This window comes from Ellagibacter isourolithinifaciens, assembly GCF_008831035.1.
Lineage (GTDB): Bacteria > Actinomycetota > Coriobacteriia > Coriobacteriales > Eggerthellaceae > Ellagibacter > Ellagibacter isourolithinifaciens.
Map to the genome: position 1 here is coordinate 25,952 of NZ_WAJR01000012.1, position 15,826 is coordinate 41,777.

General features: G+C 61.3%; 15 protein-coding genes. 10 read left to right on the forward strand and 5 right to left on the reverse strand.

Translation table 11 applies throughout. The features are described 5' to 3' along the window. Positions 1 to 4: 4 nt before the first annotated feature. Complete coding sequence (locus tag F8C90_RS06165) at positions 5 to 721, reverse strand: ABC transporter ATP-binding protein (RefSeq protein WP_158049576.1); 717 nt, start codon at positions 719 to 721, stop codon at positions 5 to 7. A gap of 291 nt (positions 722 to 1,012) precedes the next feature. On the opposite strand from F8C90_RS06165, the gene F8C90_RS06170 reads away from it, so the two are divergent. Beyond that, complete coding sequence (locus tag F8C90_RS06170) at positions 1,013 to 2,395, forward strand: sodium-dependent transporter (protein WP_158049577.1); 1,383 nt, start codon at positions 1,013 to 1,015, stop codon at positions 2,393 to 2,395. Between the two features lie 93 nt (positions 2,396 to 2,488). Here the strand turns inward: F8C90_RS06170 and F8C90_RS06175 are convergent, their stop codons facing one another. Beyond that, positions 2,489 to 3,412, reverse strand: a complete 924-nt coding sequence (locus F8C90_RS06175; protein WP_158049578.1) for an AEC family transporter — start codon at positions 3,410 to 3,412, stop codon at positions 2,489 to 2,491. 119 nt (positions 3,413 to 3,531) lie between these two features. Further along, on the reverse strand, positions 3,532 to 4,764 hold the full coding sequence (ilvA, locus tag F8C90_RS06180) for a threonine ammonia-lyase (RefSeq protein ID WP_246155820.1): 1,233 nt from the start codon (positions 4,762 to 4,764) through the stop codon (positions 3,532 to 3,534). Between the two features lie 115 nt (positions 4,765 to 4,879). On the opposite strand from ilvA, the gene F8C90_RS06185 reads away from it, so the two are divergent. The 3 genes from F8C90_RS06185 (at position 4,880) to F8C90_RS06195 (ending at position 6,365) form a co-directional block, all read left to right on the forward strand. After that, positions 4,880 to 5,257, forward strand: coding sequence for a RidA family protein (locus F8C90_RS06185; protein ID WP_158049579.1), 378 nt, complete (start codon positions 4,880 to 4,882; stop codon positions 5,255 to 5,257). 88 nt (positions 5,258 to 5,345) lie between these two features. Beyond that, entirely contained in the window at positions 5,346 to 5,822 is a 477-nt protein-coding gene (locus F8C90_RS06190; RefSeq protein WP_158049580.1) for a universal stress protein, read from the forward strand. Positions 5,823 to 5,843: 21 nt separating this feature from the next. After that, positions 5,844 to 6,365 (forward strand): GNAT family N-acetyltransferase, encoded by a 522-nt coding sequence (locus F8C90_RS06195; protein WP_158049581.1) that lies wholly within the window; start codon positions 5,844 to 5,846, stop codon positions 6,363 to 6,365. A 129-nt stretch (positions 6,366 to 6,494) separates the two neighbouring features. On the opposite strand, the gene F8C90_RS06200 is transcribed toward F8C90_RS06195, so the two are convergent. Then, positions 6,495 to 7,130 carry a TetR/AcrR family transcriptional regulator gene (locus tag F8C90_RS06200; RefSeq protein WP_211361046.1) on the reverse strand — a complete coding sequence of 212 codons (636 nt, stop codon included), beginning with the start codon at positions 7,128 to 7,130 and terminating at the stop codon, positions 6,495 to 6,497. Between the two features lie 123 nt (positions 7,131 to 7,253). On the opposite strand from F8C90_RS06200, the gene F8C90_RS06205 reads away from it, so the two are divergent. From F8C90_RS06205 to F8C90_RS06220, 4 genes are all read left to right on the forward strand, one after another. Further along, complete coding sequence (locus tag F8C90_RS06205; protein ID WP_170264574.1) at positions 7,254 to 8,084, forward strand: DegV family protein; 831 nt, start codon at positions 7,254 to 7,256, stop codon at positions 8,082 to 8,084. A 318-nt stretch (positions 8,085 to 8,402) separates the two neighbouring features. Further along, entirely contained in the window at positions 8,403 to 9,308 is a 906-nt protein-coding gene (locus F8C90_RS06210; protein WP_158049584.1) for a molybdate ABC transporter substrate-binding protein, read from the forward strand. Positions 9,309 to 9,413: 105 nt separating this feature from the next. Further along, complete coding sequence (gene modB, locus F8C90_RS06215; RefSeq protein ID WP_246155822.1) at positions 9,414 to 10,865, forward strand: molybdate ABC transporter permease subunit; 1,452 nt, start codon at positions 9,414 to 9,416, stop codon at positions 10,863 to 10,865. Then, positions 10,866 to 11,990 (forward strand): sulfate/molybdate ABC transporter ATP-binding protein, encoded by a 1,125-nt coding sequence (locus tag F8C90_RS06220; protein ID WP_158049587.1) that lies wholly within the window; start codon positions 10,866 to 10,868, stop codon positions 11,988 to 11,990. Positions 11,991 to 12,194: 204 nt separating this feature from the next. On the opposite strand, the gene F8C90_RS06225 is transcribed toward F8C90_RS06220, so the two are convergent. Next, positions 12,195 to 13,130 carry an AEC family transporter gene (locus tag F8C90_RS06225; RefSeq protein ID WP_158049588.1) on the reverse strand — a complete coding sequence of 312 codons (936 nt, stop codon included), beginning with the start codon at positions 13,128 to 13,130 and terminating at the stop codon, positions 12,195 to 12,197. 181 nt (positions 13,131 to 13,311) lie between these two features. On the opposite strand from F8C90_RS06225, the gene F8C90_RS06230 reads away from it, so the two are divergent. Further along, complete coding sequence (locus F8C90_RS06230) at positions 13,312 to 14,487, forward strand: MFS transporter (RefSeq protein ID WP_246155824.1); 1,176 nt, start codon at positions 13,312 to 13,314, stop codon at positions 14,485 to 14,487. Between the two features lie 329 nt (positions 14,488 to 14,816). Next, positions 14,817 to 15,818 (forward strand): GTP 3',8-cyclase MoaA, encoded by a 1,002-nt coding sequence (moaA, locus tag F8C90_RS06240; RefSeq protein ID WP_158049593.1) that lies wholly within the window; start codon positions 14,817 to 14,819, stop codon positions 15,816 to 15,818. Positions 15,819 to 15,826: the final 8 nt, after the last annotated feature.

Consider the following 15,826-nt stretch of genomic DNA (forward strand, 5'->3'; position numbering starts at 1 on the left):
GCGCCTACCAATCGAGCTTAGAGGCGGACACAGGCGACTCGTTGACCTCGTCTTCGGCTAAGCGCCCGTCGCGCAGGCGCAGCACGCGGTCGGCCATGCGGGCGATGGCGGCGTTGTGCGTCACGATCACGACGGTGCAGCCGTACTCCCGGTTCACGCGCTCCATGAGTTCAAGCACTTCTTTCGAGGTCTTGTAATCGAGGGCGCCCGTGGGCTCGTCGCACAGGATGAGGCCCGGGTTCTTCACGAGCGCGCGGCCGATGGCGCAGCGCTGCTGCTGACCGCCGGAGACCTGGCGCGGGAACTTGTTGCGGTGCTCCCAGAGGCCAAGCGAGCGCAGTAGTTCCTCCATGGGAAGGGGATTGCTCGAGAGGTGTGCCGTGACCTCGATGTTTTCCTTGATGGTGAGGTCGGGCACGAGGTTGTAGAACTGGAAGACGAAGCCGAGCTCGCGCCGGCGGTACTCGCCGAGGTCCTTGCTTGAGAGGGCGGTGAGCTTGCAGCCGCCGACTGAGATCGTGCCGCCGTCGGCTCCTTCGAGACCACTGATGAGGTTTAGGAAGGTGGATTTTCCCGAGCCCGAGGGGCCGAGCATGACGCAGATCTCGCCGCGGTTCACGGTGGTGGTTATGCCGTCGAGCACTTGCACGCGGGCTTCCCCGTCGCCGTAGTGCTTGGCAAGACCCTCGACAATGAGGTAGGGGGTATTTGATTTGGCCATGGTCTTTCTTTCTCGAAAAAGGGCCCACGTGGCTCTTTAAGGTTGCATTCAGCTAACTTATAGCGTAAAAGTTAGCCATATGCAACGCGCTTTGCCAAGTTCCCGTCATTTTTCGAGGGACCTATCGGGCTCTTCTTTCGCATTTGCTATACCGCAGCTGGGCGAAGGGGGACAGCCGAATACCCTTCTCTCGTGCGTGAATTCGTTTCATTCAGGTAAAATAACGCGAATTGGAGGGCTTCAGCCTGCGCAACGCTTTTGCTTGCGCTCTTGATCGGAAAAGGGAACAGTATGGCATCAATGAAAACCGGATCGCGCTCGTCGTGGTCGGGCAAATGGGCGTTCATCTTGGCCGCTGCCGCCTCGGCGGTCGGCCTGGGAAACATGTGGCGTTTCCCGTATCTGGCGGCGAAGTACGGCGGCGGCACCTTCCTCATCACCTACCTGGTGCTGGTATTCACGTTCGGCGTGTCGCTTTTGCTGCTTGAGACGGCGATCGGCCGCAAGACGGGCCTCTCGGCCATCGGCGCGTTCCGCCATTTCGGAAAGAAGTTCATGTTCATCGGCGTGCTGGCGTCGGTCGTGCCCTTCATCATCGTGCCGTATTACTGCATCATCGGCGGCTGGGTGACGAAGTATGCCTTCGCCTATATTGCAGCTGGACCTGCGGCTATGGCGGATGGCGGCACGTTCTTCTCGAGCTTTATCACCGACGGCGTTGACAGCTCGATCTTCATGCTGATCTTCATGGCCGCGGCGTTCATCATCGTGGCGCGCGGCGTGAAGGGCGGCATCGAGAAGGCGAACCTCATCTTGATGCCTGCGCTTATCGTGATGGCCATCGCAATCGCCATCTTCACGTTGACGCTCCCCGGGGCGCTCGACGGCGCGGCATACTACCTGAAGCCCGACCTCTCGAAGTTCTCCCCGGAGCTGGTCATCGGTGCGCTCGGGCAGATGTTCTACAGCTTGTCGCTCGCCATGGGCATCATGATCACCTACGGCAGCTACCTTGAGAAGAAGGCGTCCCTGACGCAGTCCGTCACGCGCATTGGCTGCTTCGACTTGGGCGTGTCGTTCCTTGCGGGCCTCATGATCGTGCCTGCCGCGTTTGTCGCGATGGGCTCGGGCGACGCTGTCGCTCAGAACTCCGGTCCCTCGCTCATGTTCATCATCTTGCCCGAAGTGTTCGCGGACATGGGGCAGGTGGCGACCATCGTGGGATTCGTCTTCTTCCTCTTGGTGTTCTTCGCGGCGCTCACCAGCGCGATCTCGCTCACTGAGACCTGCGTCTCCATCATTCAGGACGGTGCGGGCTTCTCTCGCCGAAAGTCGCTGGTGATCACTGTGGTGTTCATCGTGGTGGCCGGGCTTATCATCAACTCGGGTTACAACGTGCTCTCGTTCATCCAGCCCCTGGGCGAAGGCTCCTCGCTGCTCGACTTCGCCGACTTCATCTCCAACTCGGTCATTATGCCGATTGTTGCGCTTCTGACCTGCGTGTTCGTTGGCTGGATTATCAAGCCGAAGACGATTATCGACGAGGTGCGCATCTCTGCGCCCTTCAAGGCGGCCAAAGCCTGGTCGGTCATGGTGAAGTACGTGGCGCCTGTGCTCGTGGTGGTTATCCTCGTGACTGCGCTCGCCCAGTCGCTCGGCATCATGAAGTTCTAACGGCGCTTCGCTTTGCGGCACGCTGCTTGAGCGTCGCCCGCGCATTGCCTTCCCCCGCGCCCTGTCGACCTTACCGTCGGCAGGGCGCTTTCTTTATGCCACGACGCCGCTCGCGAGGACGATGGTCGTCGTCGCGATGACGCCGAGGATGATGGTGAGCGCGTTCGCGAGCCCCGCCAGGCCGAAATCGCCGTCCGACCAGAGTGTGAACGTCGGCCCCATGGCGCTTGCCGGTGCCCACAGGAGCATCACGATGACGATGCGCGTGGTCGCGTCGAAGGGCAGGAACGAGAACGCGAGAGCGCTCGCCACGGCCGACACGACGACGCGAAGCCCGATAAGGCGTGCTACTTTCGCGAGCTTATTGCGGTCGACCTCGAAGCGGATCATGAGCCCCAGCATAAACATCGCGAGGAAGGAGTTCGCATTCGCGATGGGCGCGGTGAACTGCACGATCGCGTCAGGGATGTGGATTCCCGCCACCGCGAGCACGATGAGGATAATGTAAGCATCGAAGGCGATCGACTTCGCAAGCCTCTTCGCGACGAACCTCACCGGATGCTCGACGGGCTCTTTGCCTGCGACGAGGCCGGTGAGCGCGTAGGAGCCGCCTGTCATCATGATGGCGTTGCCCGCATCGAACAGGCAGGTGGTCACCGCGAGTTGCGCGGGGAAGAGCGTCTGCACGAAGGGCAAGCAGAAGCACCCGATGTTGAAGCCGCAGCAGTTGAGCAGGTAGAACACGCGGTCGCGGCGCTCGGAGCGGCGGGTGAGCCCGAGCACGGCAAGGTAGGGGATAAGCGCGCAGGCAAGTCCGAGCGGCACGAGGATGAGCAGGTCATGGGTGAACTCCGCCGCGCCAAACGCGTGGACGATCGCGCAGGGCAGCGTGAAGGTGAATACGATCTTGCTCACGCACTGCTCGGGGCGCGGTCCAAGCGTTCGCGACCGTCCCGCAAGATGGCCGGCAACGATGATGGCGACGAACGCCGCCACCTTCAACATGACTTCTTCCATGCTTTCGAATCACTGTCCTTCCAAAAGCAAGCAGGGGCGAACCGGTGAGAGGTTCGCCCCTGTCGTGGGGTGGTGCCTTGTGCTTTGCGGGCGGGACACAACGCCCGCTTGACCTGCGCTTACAGGTGCGCCTGGATAAGGCGCGGGCGGAAGCCCTTTGCCTCGAGCGCCTCGACGATTTGCTGCTTGTGCGCGGTGCCGAACGCCTCGATGGTCACGCGCAGCTCCACGGCGGCGTTGCGGTTGGTCGTGACAAACTGGTTGTGGTCGAGTCGGACGACGTTGCCCTTGCTCTCGGCGATGACCTGGGCAACGTTGACGAGCTCGCCGGGGCGGTCGGGCAGGAGCACGCTGACCGTGAAGATGCGGTCGCGCTGGATTAGGCCGTGCTGCACGACCGACGACATGGTGATGACGTCCATGTTGCCGCCCGAGAGGATCGACACGACCTTCTTTCCCGTGAAATCGAGGTGGCGCAGCGCGGCGACGGTGAGAAGCCCCGAGTTCTCCACGATCATCTTGTGATTCTCCACCATGTCGAGGAACGCCACGATGAGCTCCTCATCCTCGACCGTGATGATCCCGTCAAGGTTTTGCTGAAGATAGGGGAAGATCTTGTCGCCCGGCTCCTGCACGGCGGTGCCGTCGGCGATGGTGCTCACATGCGGAAGCTTCACGACATGCCCCGCCTCGAGCGACGCCTTCATGCATGCCGCCCCCGCAGGTTCCACGCCGATCACCTTGATGTGCGGGTTCAAGAGCTTGGCCAGGGTCGAGACGCCCGTGGCAAGCCCGCCGCCTCCGATGGGGACCAGGATGTAGTCGACAAGCGGTAGCTCCTGCACGATTTCCATCGCAATGGTGCCTTGCCCAGTCGCGACACCCAGGTCGTTGAAGGGGTGCACGAAGGTGAGGCCGCGCTCCTCGGCCAACTCGAGCGCGCGGGCGTAGGCCTCGTCGTACACGTCGCCTGCGAGCACGACCTCAGCGCCGAGCGCTTTGGTGCGCTCCACCTTGATATAGGGCGTCGTTGCGGGCATGACGATGGTGGCGGGCACGCCGTAGCGCTGTGCCGCGTAGGCCACTCCCTGCGCGTGGTTGCCGGCCGACGCGGTGATGAGACCGCGCTTGCGCTCGTCGTCTGAGAGCGTGCTGATCTTGTAGTATGCGCCACGCACCTTGTAGGCGCCGGTGCGCTGCATGTTCTCCGGCTTGAAGAAGACGCGGTTGCCCGCTATCTCGCTGAAGTGCGGGCTCTCGATGAGCTTGGTCTCCTGGGTGACCTCGCGAACTTTGTGGGCCGCCTGCTCGAAGGCGGGCAGGGTGAGCATTTCCTGAACTTCGTCCGACATCGTTTTTCCTTGCATTTCTCAATGGTTCATAAGCGTCCATCACTATAATCGTCACATGCGAGAAATCTGCGCAACTTTTTCCGAATATGGTGAACTTCAAGAAAGAAGGCACAATATGAAAACCATCTCCACCACAAGCGCGCCGGCGGCAATCGGTCCCTATGCCCAGGGCAACATCGCGGGCGGTCTTCTGTTCGCGAGCGGCCAGATTCCGCTTGACCCCGAGACGGGCGAGATCGTGGGTTCGACCATCGAGGAGCAGACTGCTCAGGTCATGAAGAACGTGGCTGCGATCCTCGAGGCGGCAGGTACCGATTTCGACCACGTGGTGAAGACGACGTGCTTCTTAAACGATATGAACGACTTTGCCGCCTTCAACGCCGAGTACGCGAAGTCCTTCGGCGAGGTGCGCCCCGCGCGCTCGGCCGTGGCGGTCGAGAAGCTTCCCAAAGGCGCGCTTGTCGAAGTCGAAGTGATCGCTGAGGTGAACTAGCCTCCTTGCGGAAGCGCTTCGGCGTATAATGGTGCTGCAGGGTTCGCGTGCGAGCATTGCGCGAACGGTCGTTTGAAAGGAGCACCTCATGCTGTACAGCAAGATTATGGTTCCCTACGATGGTTCCGAGCACGCGAAACATGCCCTCGAATATGCGAAGGGCCTCGCGGCGATCTCCGATGCGAAGATCGCAATCGTGCACGTGGTGCCTTCGGGCGTCATGGGCGTCGACCAGATCGGCACGGAGGGGTCCCTTGACGGCGTCCCGTTCGGCATGCTGAACTACGAGCAGTACGAGGGCGTGGTTCGGGCAGCGCTTGACCAGGCGAAAGAGAAGGTCACGGAGAACCTGGCGGGCCTTGTCGAGGACATCGCCGACATCGTGACTATCGATGTTGTCGCAGGAACCGCCCCCGCCGAGGCGCTTGCGCGCTACGCTGACAAGAACGGCTGCGACTTGATCGTCATGGGCCGACGCGGCCTGGGCGCCATTCGCGGCATGCTCGGAAGCGTGAGCTTCGGACTTCTGCGCTCGACGGATGTTCCCGTTCTGACGGTAAAATAGGTAAATAGGATTCTAACTTTCATGACTGCACTTGATTTCTCGACTCTCGCGGGTGAGGGAGCAACGATTCGCCTCGCCACCAAAGAGGACATTCCCGCCATTTGTGACCTGCGCGTCGCCCAATCGCTCGAGTACTGGGGGGTGAACCCCGGCCAGTCGGAGCTTGCCCATTTCCGAAGCGAGACCGAGGCTCATCTCAGACGCACGCTCGGCGAACGCGTGATGTTCTTGTTCGTCGAGGAGGACGGCGAGATTGCGTCCATGTCCGGCGTCGAGGTGTTCGATCGCCTGCCGACTTTCGGCGGCGTGTCCGGCGTGCAGCGCACGGCGACGGTGGTCGCCTGCTACACGCGCCCCGAGTTCCGCGGTCACGGGCATATGGCTGCTATGTTGAGCGCGTGGCCGCTCGTTGCGATGCGCGCGGGGGTCGATGCGATCTACGTGGAGACGCGCAACGCGACGATGCGCCACGTTGCCGAGAAGACCGGCTACGAGCATGCCTCCGATCGCTTCAGGATGACGATCGAGGTGGAAGCCGACTAAAGATTGCCGACCGAGCACGGCTGACGTTTGCGAACTGAGCCTTCATGCGGCGATAGGGGTTGGGCCCCTATCGCCGCTGCGCGTTTCGGGGCTCTTGCGCGAGGGGTGGCAAATTCCCGACCCCTCCCGCTACCCGATGAGGGCGCTGTGGAAGAACAGGGTCGAGTTGAGAAGGTCGTCGAACGCGGCGAAGACGACCTTCTTCGTTTCGCGAAGCGACATCCCCTGGGCGCGGCATTGGCTGAACATGCCGAACAACCCATTGCACACGAGCGCTGCCGTGAGCGGCGAGGGGTATTTCGGCTCGAGTGCGTTGCGGTGATTCTGCACGTAATTTTCCACGACACGCACCACGTGGTTGAAGCATGCCGAATGCAGGTAGGGGTTCTTCGTCGACGAGCAGTGGATGAAGATGCCGTCCCTTTGCTCGAAAACGCTGAAGATGCAGGTCAGCAGGTTGCGATAGCTGTTGGTGGGAATCTTGCGCGGATTGTTCTCCGCCTGGAGCGCGCGATAGCGTTCCTCGGCCTTCGCCATGTCATCGCGGAACAGCTCGTCGGCGAGGGCATACTTGTCGTCGTAATAGGTGTAGAAGGTGATGCGGCTTACGTCGGCGGCGCGGCACAGCTCGGTGACGGTGATTTTCTCGAAGGGCATGGTCGCGAGCAGTTCGACGAGCGTGCGTTTGATGGTGCGCTTTGTCTTCACGACGCGTTTATCCATATCGACCTCACATTGCGCCATAACTGTATAAGTAACTGACATTCTGTCTGGCATTGTAGTTGTTACGGCAATCGGCTTGGCGTACCTTTAATGCGAAACAGACAAGCTACGGAAAACCGCCGAGCGTCGCCGGCATCGGGCTCGCACGGGCGGCAAGGGGGAACTATGGTGCGCAGGGTCGTCGTCGACTCTTCGGCGAATTTGTTCGTCGCAGGTACACAGGATATTGTGTCGGTGCCGATGAAGGTGCGCGTGGGGGAGCGGGAATTTCCCGACGACGCGAACCTCGACGTGGGGGAGCTCATCGAGGCGTTCTCGGACGAGGCGGCCGAATCGAGTACGTCGTGCCCGAACATCGCGGAATGGACGTCCGCGTTCGCGGGCGCGGACGAGATTGTCGCTCTTGCCCTTACGAGTAAGATTTCGGGCGGGTTCAACTCAGCGCAGGCCGCCGCGAAGCACTACCTGTTCGACCACCCCGAGGCGAAGGTGTTCGTGCTTGATTCTCTGACGACCGGCCCTGAGCTGGAGCTTCTCGCTCAGCACGCCAACGAGCTCGCGCAAAGTGGCATGGACTTCGACGATTTGACGCATGAGCTGCGCCGTTACGCTTCGCGTACGCACCTCATGTTCTCGCTCGAGCGCATCGACAACTTCGTGCGCAACGGGCGCGTGAGCCCAATTGTCGCGAAGGTCGCGGGCGTGCTCGGCGTGCGCATCGTCGGGCAGGCGAGCGAGGAAGGCGAGCTTGGCGTGCTCAACAAGGCGCGCGGAGAGAAGCGCGCGCTCAAGCAGCTTTTCGAGAATATGGAGACCGTGGGCTTCGTCGGCGGCCGCGTGCGCATCAGACACACCGAGAACCCGAAGATGGCCGAGGCGCTCGCGGCGAAGATTCGCGAGATCTGGCCTTCGTGCGACATCCGCATCGGCGCCAACCGCGGCCTGTGCTCCTACTACTGCGAGCCCGGCGGCGTTCTCGTAGGGTTCGAAGGGTAGCCCATCGCGATTGCGCGATGCCTGCAGCCCCGCTTGTCCTTCGTTGGAATATGGGACAAGCGGGGCTTTTATGTTCCATAATGTTGTCGATTCCCATCGTTCAGAATAAAAATATTCGCGAATATAGCTGAACGACAACGATTTTCCTTGACTATATACTTACAAATAAATAATCTAAGTATCGGCACATCGAAAAGGGATAGGGCGATGCATGCTTGGTTTGAATTCGCGCAAGCTAGAGCCGCTTCGCAAATCGATGTGCTGCGGGCCTTCGCCTTCCGGCGGGGCTCGTATTCGACCACTTAATGGGAGGAACACATGAAGAAGCAGGTACGCTTGGCGCTGTCCGCTGTGCTCGCGCTCTCGCTCGTCGGGGCGTTTGCGATGTTCGGCTGCTCTAGCAACAACACCACCACGGAGAAGAAGGACGATACCGCCAAGACCGAACAGGCCGAGCCGGTTGAGCTCCAGGTCTTCGCCGCAAATTCGCTCTCCAAGGCCATGGAAGACATCCAGAAGGCCTACATCGAGGACGGCCACGACAACGTCACCTTCAAGGACACCCAGTACAAGTCTTCCGGCGAGCTCAATGAGATGCTTGGTGCCGGCTCCTATGCTGACCTGCTCATCTCCGCTTCCAAGGGCTCCATGGACACCGCGGTTTCCAAGGGCTATGTGGATGGGTCCACGCGCGTCGACATGTTCAAGAACGATCTCGTGATGGTGTCCAAAGAAGGCGCCGAGATGAAGGATGTCACGCTGCAGGACATCGCTGATGGCAAGTACACCATCTGCGTCGGCGATGACTCCGTTCCGGCTGGCAACTACGCTGCCCAGTCTCTCTCCACCGTTGGCGTGTACGCGCCGGCTGGCGACGATGCGGGCAAGACCGGCAAGGACATCACCGGTAAGGGCGGCTCCTACAACACCGATATGGTGAAGGACGGCAAGGTCGTTCTGGACACCTCCGTCGGCAACGTCTGCAAGCATGCGCAGTCTGGCGACGTCGACATCGCGTTCGTGTACACCTCCGATGTGTATCGCTTCGGTGGCGTGCAGGTCGTCGGCACCGTTCCGGCCGATACCCACAAGAATATCGTGTACCCTGGTGCCATCACCAAGGACTGCACGAATGTTGAGGCGACCCAGGAATTTCTGGATTGGTGCCTGAACAGCGAGAAAGCTCAGAAGATTTGGCAGGACTGGGGCTTCGAGTTGGCGTAGTATAATCTTCGCTAAGAAGGTTCGTCTTGAAGTAGCAATCTGGGGATGGGCGACGCGAATCGCTCATCCCCTTTCTTGTCCATGGGTGCAAGGAGAAGGGGTTCCATGCGCGCGAGAATGATTATCGCAAGTCTTGTTCTGTCGGCCACGCTCGCGGTTGGCGCGCTGCCAGCTGCGGCGTTCGCTGACGACGCGCTCGGCGATGTCGACAGCCCGCGGACGCCGACGGCAATGATTACGGCGACGTCGAGCGCTGCCGATTCGGTTTCGGATGAGTCCGCGTCGGACGCCGAGGCGACGACGGACGGCGTCGAAGTGTCGAGGGAGGGCTCGGCGGCCCTGAAGGACGGGGCAAGCTTTGCGATAGGCGATTTCTCACGTGCTCAGAAGGGCTCGAACCGCGCGATCGACGGCACGTATTACGGGTACTCTTACCTGGTCGGCCAGGAAGAGGGTTCATTCGCGCAGGTGGTTGCGGCCGACAAGTACGTTGTTGCCTACGTTCCCGCTGCCGCGGCTGCGAAGCTTGGCCTCGACGTGCAGAGCGTATCCGACCAGGCGCAGCTGAAAAGCTACTTCGTCGCGCTCGACGAGGGGCAGGCCATGGGGTCGGCCAAGCTCTCCGAGTACGACACATGGTACTTCACAAGCGACACGACGTTCGACAAAGATGGCGTTCGCTTCACGTTTGACCAGGTCATCAATGGCAATGTCTACGCAAGCGTCATCGGCGTCGATGGGTCTGACCTCACCGATTCGGAGAGCCCCCTCTATATGAAGCCGTCGTTCGGGGACTTCGGCAAGCTAACCTCGTCCGACGCGGTGAGCATCGAGAAGGCTCCCGAGGGGCTTGCTGCCGTGGGCGAGTTCCTGTCGAACCTTGACTGGAGCCCTCTGTGGGTCTCGCTTCGCACCACGGGCATCGCCATCGTGTTCATCGTCATCTTAGGTCTTTTGGCGGCGTATTTCTGCCTGAACCTCTCCCCGCGCCTGAAGAGCATCTTTGACGCCATCTTCACCATCCCGATGGTGCTGCCGCCAACCGTGTGCGGCTTCATCCTGCTGTTCGTATGCGGTTCGAACACAGCGTTCGGCCAGTTCTGGATCGACATCGGTTTCCCGTTGATCTTCAGTCCCGTAGCCTGCGTCATCGCGGCTGTGGTCGTTGCGTTTCCGCTCATGTACCGCAATGCGCTCGGCGCGTTCGAGGGGCTTGATCGCAACATGCTTGACGCCGCCCGCACGCTTGGCTGGTCGAACGCGAAGATCTTTCGCAAGCTGATGCTGCCCCTGTCGTGGAGCTCGATTGCGGCAGGTATGGTGCTCGCCTTCGCTCGCGCGCTTGGCGAGTTCGGCGCGACGCTGTTCATGGCGGGCAACTACATCGGCATCACGCGAACCATCCCGATCGCCATCTATTTCGAATGGATGAACGGCAACGATTCCACCGCGTGGTTCTGGACACTCGTCATCATCGTGTTCAGTCTGATCGTCATCGTGTTCATCAATCTGTGGTCCAACCACACCACGAAGTACCGCAAGAGAGAGCAGAAGTAGATGAGCCTTGAAGTAGACATCCGCAAGAAGTTCAAGGGCTTCGAGCTGCATAACGCGTTTTCCGCCGGGACGGAGACGCTCGGCCTTTTGGGCGCATCCGGTTGCGGCAAGAGCCTCACCATGCGCTCGATTGCGGGAATCGAGCGGCCCGATTCGGGGAAGATCGTCGTGAACGGCACGGTGTTTTTCGACAGGGCGCCGGGGAAGAAACCCAAGGTCGACCTGACGCCGCAGCAGCGCAAGACCGCGCTTCTCTTCCAGAATTACATGCTGTTTCCGAACCTGACCGTCGCGCAGAACGTGGCGGCGGGCATCGGTAAGGACGTGAGTGCGGCCGACCGCGATGCCGCCGTGGCGTGTGAGCTCAAGCGCTTCGGGCTCGAGGGCTTCGACAAGCGCTATCCGGCGCAGCTCTCCGGCGGTCAGCAGCAGCGTGTCGCTCTGGCGCGCATGCTCGCGGCGCGTCCGGGGATCCTCATGCTCGACGAGCCGTTCTCCGCGCTCGACGCGCACCTGAAGAGCGTGCTCGAGCAGAACCTCGTCAGCCTGTTCGACGCGTTTGACGGCACCATCTTGTACGTGAGCCACGACATCGACGAGGCGCTTCGCTTCTGCGACCGTATCGCTGTGGTGGAGGATGGCCACGTCATGGAGATCGGCACGGGTGACGACTTGGTGAACAACCCGCAGAGCCAGGCGGGTATTAAGCTTTCGGGGTGCAAAAACGCGACGCGGGCGGAATACGTGGACGCCCATCACGTGCGCCTGCCGCGTTGGGGCATCACCGTGGAGACTTCCCGCGAGGTGTCCCGGGACGTCAAGTGTCTGGGTGTGCGCGCTTTCTATCTCGAGCAAGTCGACGGCCCTGGCGAGAACGTCTACCGCGCGCGCGTCGATCGCGTGAGCGACTCGCGCTTCGAGCGCACGGCTCTTCTGGGTTTCGTGGACGCTTGCCGCGACGAGCGGGAAATCCTCGATCGTAATGAGGATGAGATGAAGTACCTGCATCAGCACATGTTCTGGCGTGTGGACAAGCTGCGGGCCGATGAGGCGAGCCTTCCTAGCGAGGGCGAGGAGCTGTGGATCCGCATCCCGAAGGACCGCGTCTACCTCGTGTCGCGGTAGCGTTCGCTTGAACCGAGCGCGCGCGGCCGTCTCTCACTACGAGGGGCGGCTCCGTTTGCGTTCGGAGGAGCGGTGGTTTGCTTTCGGGCGCAGGGCGTGTCCCGCGCGCAGTTCCGCAGCGAAGCGAGGACTGTTTGAGCACGGGATATGCCCCGCGCCCGAAAGCGGGGGGGGGGACGACCTCGCCTTCCCTTGCTTCGTCTTCTACCCGATGACCATGACGAGAATCGGTATCGTGATGATCGACAGCACGGTGGTGACGAAGGTTCCCTGAGCCATGGTGCGCGAGTCGCCGCCGTATTGGTAGCACAGCATCGTGCCGTTCGTGGCTACCGGCATCGCGCACAGCACCACCATGATGTCGATGAGCATCGGGTCGACCGGCACGAGACGGAAGAGCGCCCACACGATGAGCGGCGAGACGATGAGGCGCGCGAGGGACGCGATCCACAGGCGCGGACCGCCGATGAGCTTAGAAACCGGCAGGTCGGCAAGCGACGAGCCGATGATCAGAAGCGCGCCCGGCGTGGTAAAGGAACCGAGCGTCTCGGCGGCGTCGCCGATGATGGGCACGCTGTGCACGTTCAAAAGCGTGAGGACGATAGCGATCGCGCAGGCGATGTTCGCCGGGGTGAGGAAGGTTTTAAGCCCCATCTTCACTTTTGCGCCGCGGCCGGAGTCCTGCGCGATGAACCAGACGCCCATCGTGAACACGAGGAAGTTGAACGGCAGGTTGAAGATCGAGCCGTAGATGAGCGTCGAGGGCCCGAAGATGGCCGACAACACGGGGAACCCGATGAAGCCGACGTTGCCGAACGTGAGCATAAAGCGGAATACTCCCCTGTGCCCGTCGCGGACGCCGAGGAGCTTCGTGACGAGGAACGCGAGCGCGGTCATGATGGCGAAGCTTACGATCGACAGCCCCATGGTGATGAGAATCTCGGTCGATTCGGGAAGCGAATCGGCGGTGAGCACCGAGCCTAGAATCATCGCCGGCAGCGCCGTATTCAAGATGAGTTTTGACAGGCCTTTGTCGATGGTCTTGTCCATGACATGGGCTTTCTTCGCGATATATCCAATCGATATATCGAAGAATAAGATGACCATCGTGCCGAGAATGCTGAGAAATTCGCCGTCCATACCAGTTGTGCCTCCGTGCAGGTGATGTGCTTCTAGAAAAAGTGCCGCACGATAATAACGCCGCTCGCGCCGCCACAAGAAAAATATGCAGACCTGTTCGGTGGATGGAGTAAGCTGTGTCGGCTTAGTGAAGATGGACGTTTTTGGGACGCCCTCGGAAAGGAAGTGGGTGCTCGTGTCGATGAGGTTTTGGGTTCCGCTTGTGGGGATGACGCTTTCGACCTTCGTGTTCAACACGTCGGAGTTCATGCCCATCGGCCTGCTCACCGACATTGCCGCGGATTTCAACATGACCGAGTCGGCGGCGGGCATGCTCATCTCCGTGTACGCATGGGCGGTCATGATTTTGTCGCTGCCGCTTATGCTCTGCGTGACGAAGGTGCCGCCGAAGCGCCTGCTTCTCGGCGTGATCGTCCTGTTCGGCATTTGCCAGCTGCTCTCGGCGGCGTCGGTCAACTTCTGGATGCTTATGGCGGCGCGCATCGGAGTTGCTGCAGCTCATGCGGTGTTTTGGTCGATCATCACGCCGCTCGCGGTGCGTGTAGCCCCCTCCTCGAAAGCCTCGCTCGCGCTTTCCATGGTAGGCATGGGGACGTCGGTCGCTATGATCTTCGGCCTGCCATGCGGGCGCATGCTCGGCCTTGCCATCGGGTGGCGCGCGACGTTTCTTACCGTCGGAATCGTGTCGTTTGCCATCGTCGCATGCCTTGCGTTCGTGTTCCCCAAGCTCGACGCGGGGAAACCCTTCACGCTGGGAAAGCTGCCGAGCCTTCTGCGCACCCGCTCGCTTCTGAGCATGTACCTCGTCACCATCATCGTGATCACGGCGTACTTCACCGGCTACGGTTACATTGAGCCGTTCTTCCAGCAGGTCGCGGGCCTGCCCGACGACGCGATCACCTTCGCGCTCGTGCTTTTCGGCGCGGCGGGCCTGGTGGGGAGCTTGCTGTTCGCCCGCCTGGGACACGTGACGCTCGCGACGTTCATCCGCTTCGCGTGCGCCGGCATCGCGGCGGCGCTTTTGCTCATGGCGCCCGCGGCGACGGGCGGCGAGGTGTCGTCGTGTTTCGTGTGCGTGCTGTGGGGGCTTGCGGCGTCGCTGTTCAACGTGTCGTTCAACGCCGCTGTCATCAAGTGCGCGCCAGAGGGTGCGAGCTCGGTAGCCATGTCGATGTACTCGGGGCTTTACAACCTTGGAATCGGCACGGGAACATGGCTTGGCGGTATGGTTACTGCGAACGTGGGGATCGGGCTCATCGGGTATGTGGGCGGCGTTCTTGCGCTGGCGGGGCTTGCCTACTGTTGCCTGCGCTTTGTGGGACTCCTGCGCCAGGTTCGTCATCCGTCAATCGGCTAGCTTCTACCCACAGCGGCGCTCCTGGTCGGGGGGCAGCTTCAACCTGCGGCGGCGCCCCTGGTCGGGGGCAGCTTCGGCCTGCGAGGACGCCCCTGGTCGCGGCGGCATGCCCCGTGCTCAAACAGTCCTCGCTGCGCTGCGGAACTGCGCGCGGGGCACGTCGCCGCGACCAGGGGGCATGCGGTTGGGGGCGGGCGCTCGGAATAATGTTGCTGCGTGACAAGAATTCTCGAATCGTCTTATATGGTAGCGCTCCGACCACAGTTGCGCGGTGCCTTGCCTTCTTGGAGTATACTAGGCAACTGTGAATGAACTTGTAGGAGGGGAATATGAAGGACGGCCATGGCCGCGTAATCGATTACCTGCGTATATCGTTGACGGACCGCTGTAATTTCCGCTGCGTGTACTGCATGCCCGAAGAGGGAGTGCAGCAGCTCTCCCATTTCGATATTCTGCGAATCGAAGAGGTTGAGCAGGCGGTTCGCGTTGCGACAACGATCGGCATCAAAAGCGTGCGCCTGACGGGCGGCGAACCGACGGTGCGCAAGGGTCTCGTCGACCTGGTGCGAAACATCGCGGCGATGCCCGAGATTGAAAATGTCTCGATGACCACGAACGGCGTGCTCTTGCCGCGCATGGCGGCAGACCTGAAGGCGGCGGGGCTTTCGCGCGTGAACCTATCGCTGGACACGCTTGACGCCGAGAAGTTCCACAAGATCACGCGCTGCGGATCGCTCGACGACGCGCTTTGCGGCATCGATGCAGCGCTTGAGTCGGGATTCAACCCCGTGAAGATCAACGCGGTCGCGCTCCGCTCGCTTGCGGACGGCTTCCTCGATTTCGCCAAGCTCTCGATCGACCGCCCGTTGCACGTGCGCTTCATCGAGCACATGCCCATTGGCGATGTCTCCGAGGTCGACGGTATCAGCTGGGGCAAGGACGGCGTCATCTCCTGCGAGGAAGTGTTCAACATCATCAACGAGGGCGCTCGCGCGCAAGGTTTGGGCGAGCTCGTTCCGGCGGGGGAGGACAAGCCAATCGGCTGGGGTCCCGCAGAGTACTATCATTTCCCCGGCGCCGCGGGCACGGTGGGCTTCATCAGCCCGCTCTCGCGCCACTTCTGCAGCAAGTGCAACCGCCTGCGCCTGACGGCCGACGGCAAGCTGCGCCCGTGCCTGTTCTCCGATGTGGAATACGACTTGCGAACCGCGTTGCGCGAAGGCACCGAGGAAGACCAGCGTGCAGTGTTTCTGCAGGCCCTCGGTGCGAAGCCCGACGAGCACCATGACAAGGTGGGCACCGAGCGTGGTATGAGCCAGATCGGCGGCTAGGTTTTCCG

Coding starts and splice junctions, on each gene's coding strand:
- F8C90_RS06165 (WP_158049576.1), bottom strand. CDS start 721: ATGGCCAAATCAAATACCCCCTACCTCATTGTCGAGGGTCTTGCCAAG.
- F8C90_RS06170 (WP_158049577.1), top strand. CDS start 1,013: ATGGCATCAATGAAAACCGGATCGCGCTCGTCGTGGTCGGGCAAATGG.
- F8C90_RS06175 (WP_158049578.1), bottom strand. CDS start 3,412: ATGGAAGAAGTCATGTTGAAGGTGGCGGCGTTCGTCGCCATCATCGTT.
- ilvA (WP_246155820.1), bottom strand. CDS start 4,764: ATGTCGGACGAAGTTCAGGAAATGCTCACCCTGCCCGCCTTCGAGCAG.
- F8C90_RS06185 (WP_158049579.1), top strand. CDS start 4,880: ATGAAAACCATCTCCACCACAAGCGCGCCGGCGGCAATCGGTCCCTAT.
- F8C90_RS06190 (WP_158049580.1), top strand. CDS start 5,346: ATGCTGTACAGCAAGATTATGGTTCCCTACGATGGTTCCGAGCACGCG.
- F8C90_RS06195 (WP_158049581.1), top strand. CDS start 5,844: ATGACTGCACTTGATTTCTCGACTCTCGCGGGTGAGGGAGCAACGATT.
- F8C90_RS06200 (WP_211361046.1), bottom strand. CDS start 7,130: ATGTCAGTTACTTATACAGTTATGGCGCAATGTGAGGTCGATATGGAT.
- F8C90_RS06205 (WP_170264574.1), top strand. CDS start 7,254: ATGGTGCGCAGGGTCGTCGTCGACTCTTCGGCGAATTTGTTCGTCGCA.
- F8C90_RS06210 (WP_158049584.1), top strand. CDS start 8,403: ATGAAGAAGCAGGTACGCTTGGCGCTGTCCGCTGTGCTCGCGCTCTCG.
- modB (WP_246155822.1), top strand. CDS start 9,414: ATGCGCGCGAGAATGATTATCGCAAGTCTTGTTCTGTCGGCCACGCTC.
- F8C90_RS06220 (WP_158049587.1), top strand. CDS start 10,866: ATGAGCCTTGAAGTAGACATCCGCAAGAAGTTCAAGGGCTTCGAGCTG.
- F8C90_RS06225 (WP_158049588.1), bottom strand. CDS start 13,130: ATGGACGGCGAATTTCTCAGCATTCTCGGCACGATGGTCATCTTATTC.
- F8C90_RS06230 (WP_246155824.1), top strand. CDS start 13,312: ATGAGGTTTTGGGTTCCGCTTGTGGGGATGACGCTTTCGACCTTCGTG.
- moaA (WP_158049593.1), top strand. CDS start 14,817: ATGAAGGACGGCCATGGCCGCGTAATCGATTACCTGCGTATATCGTTG.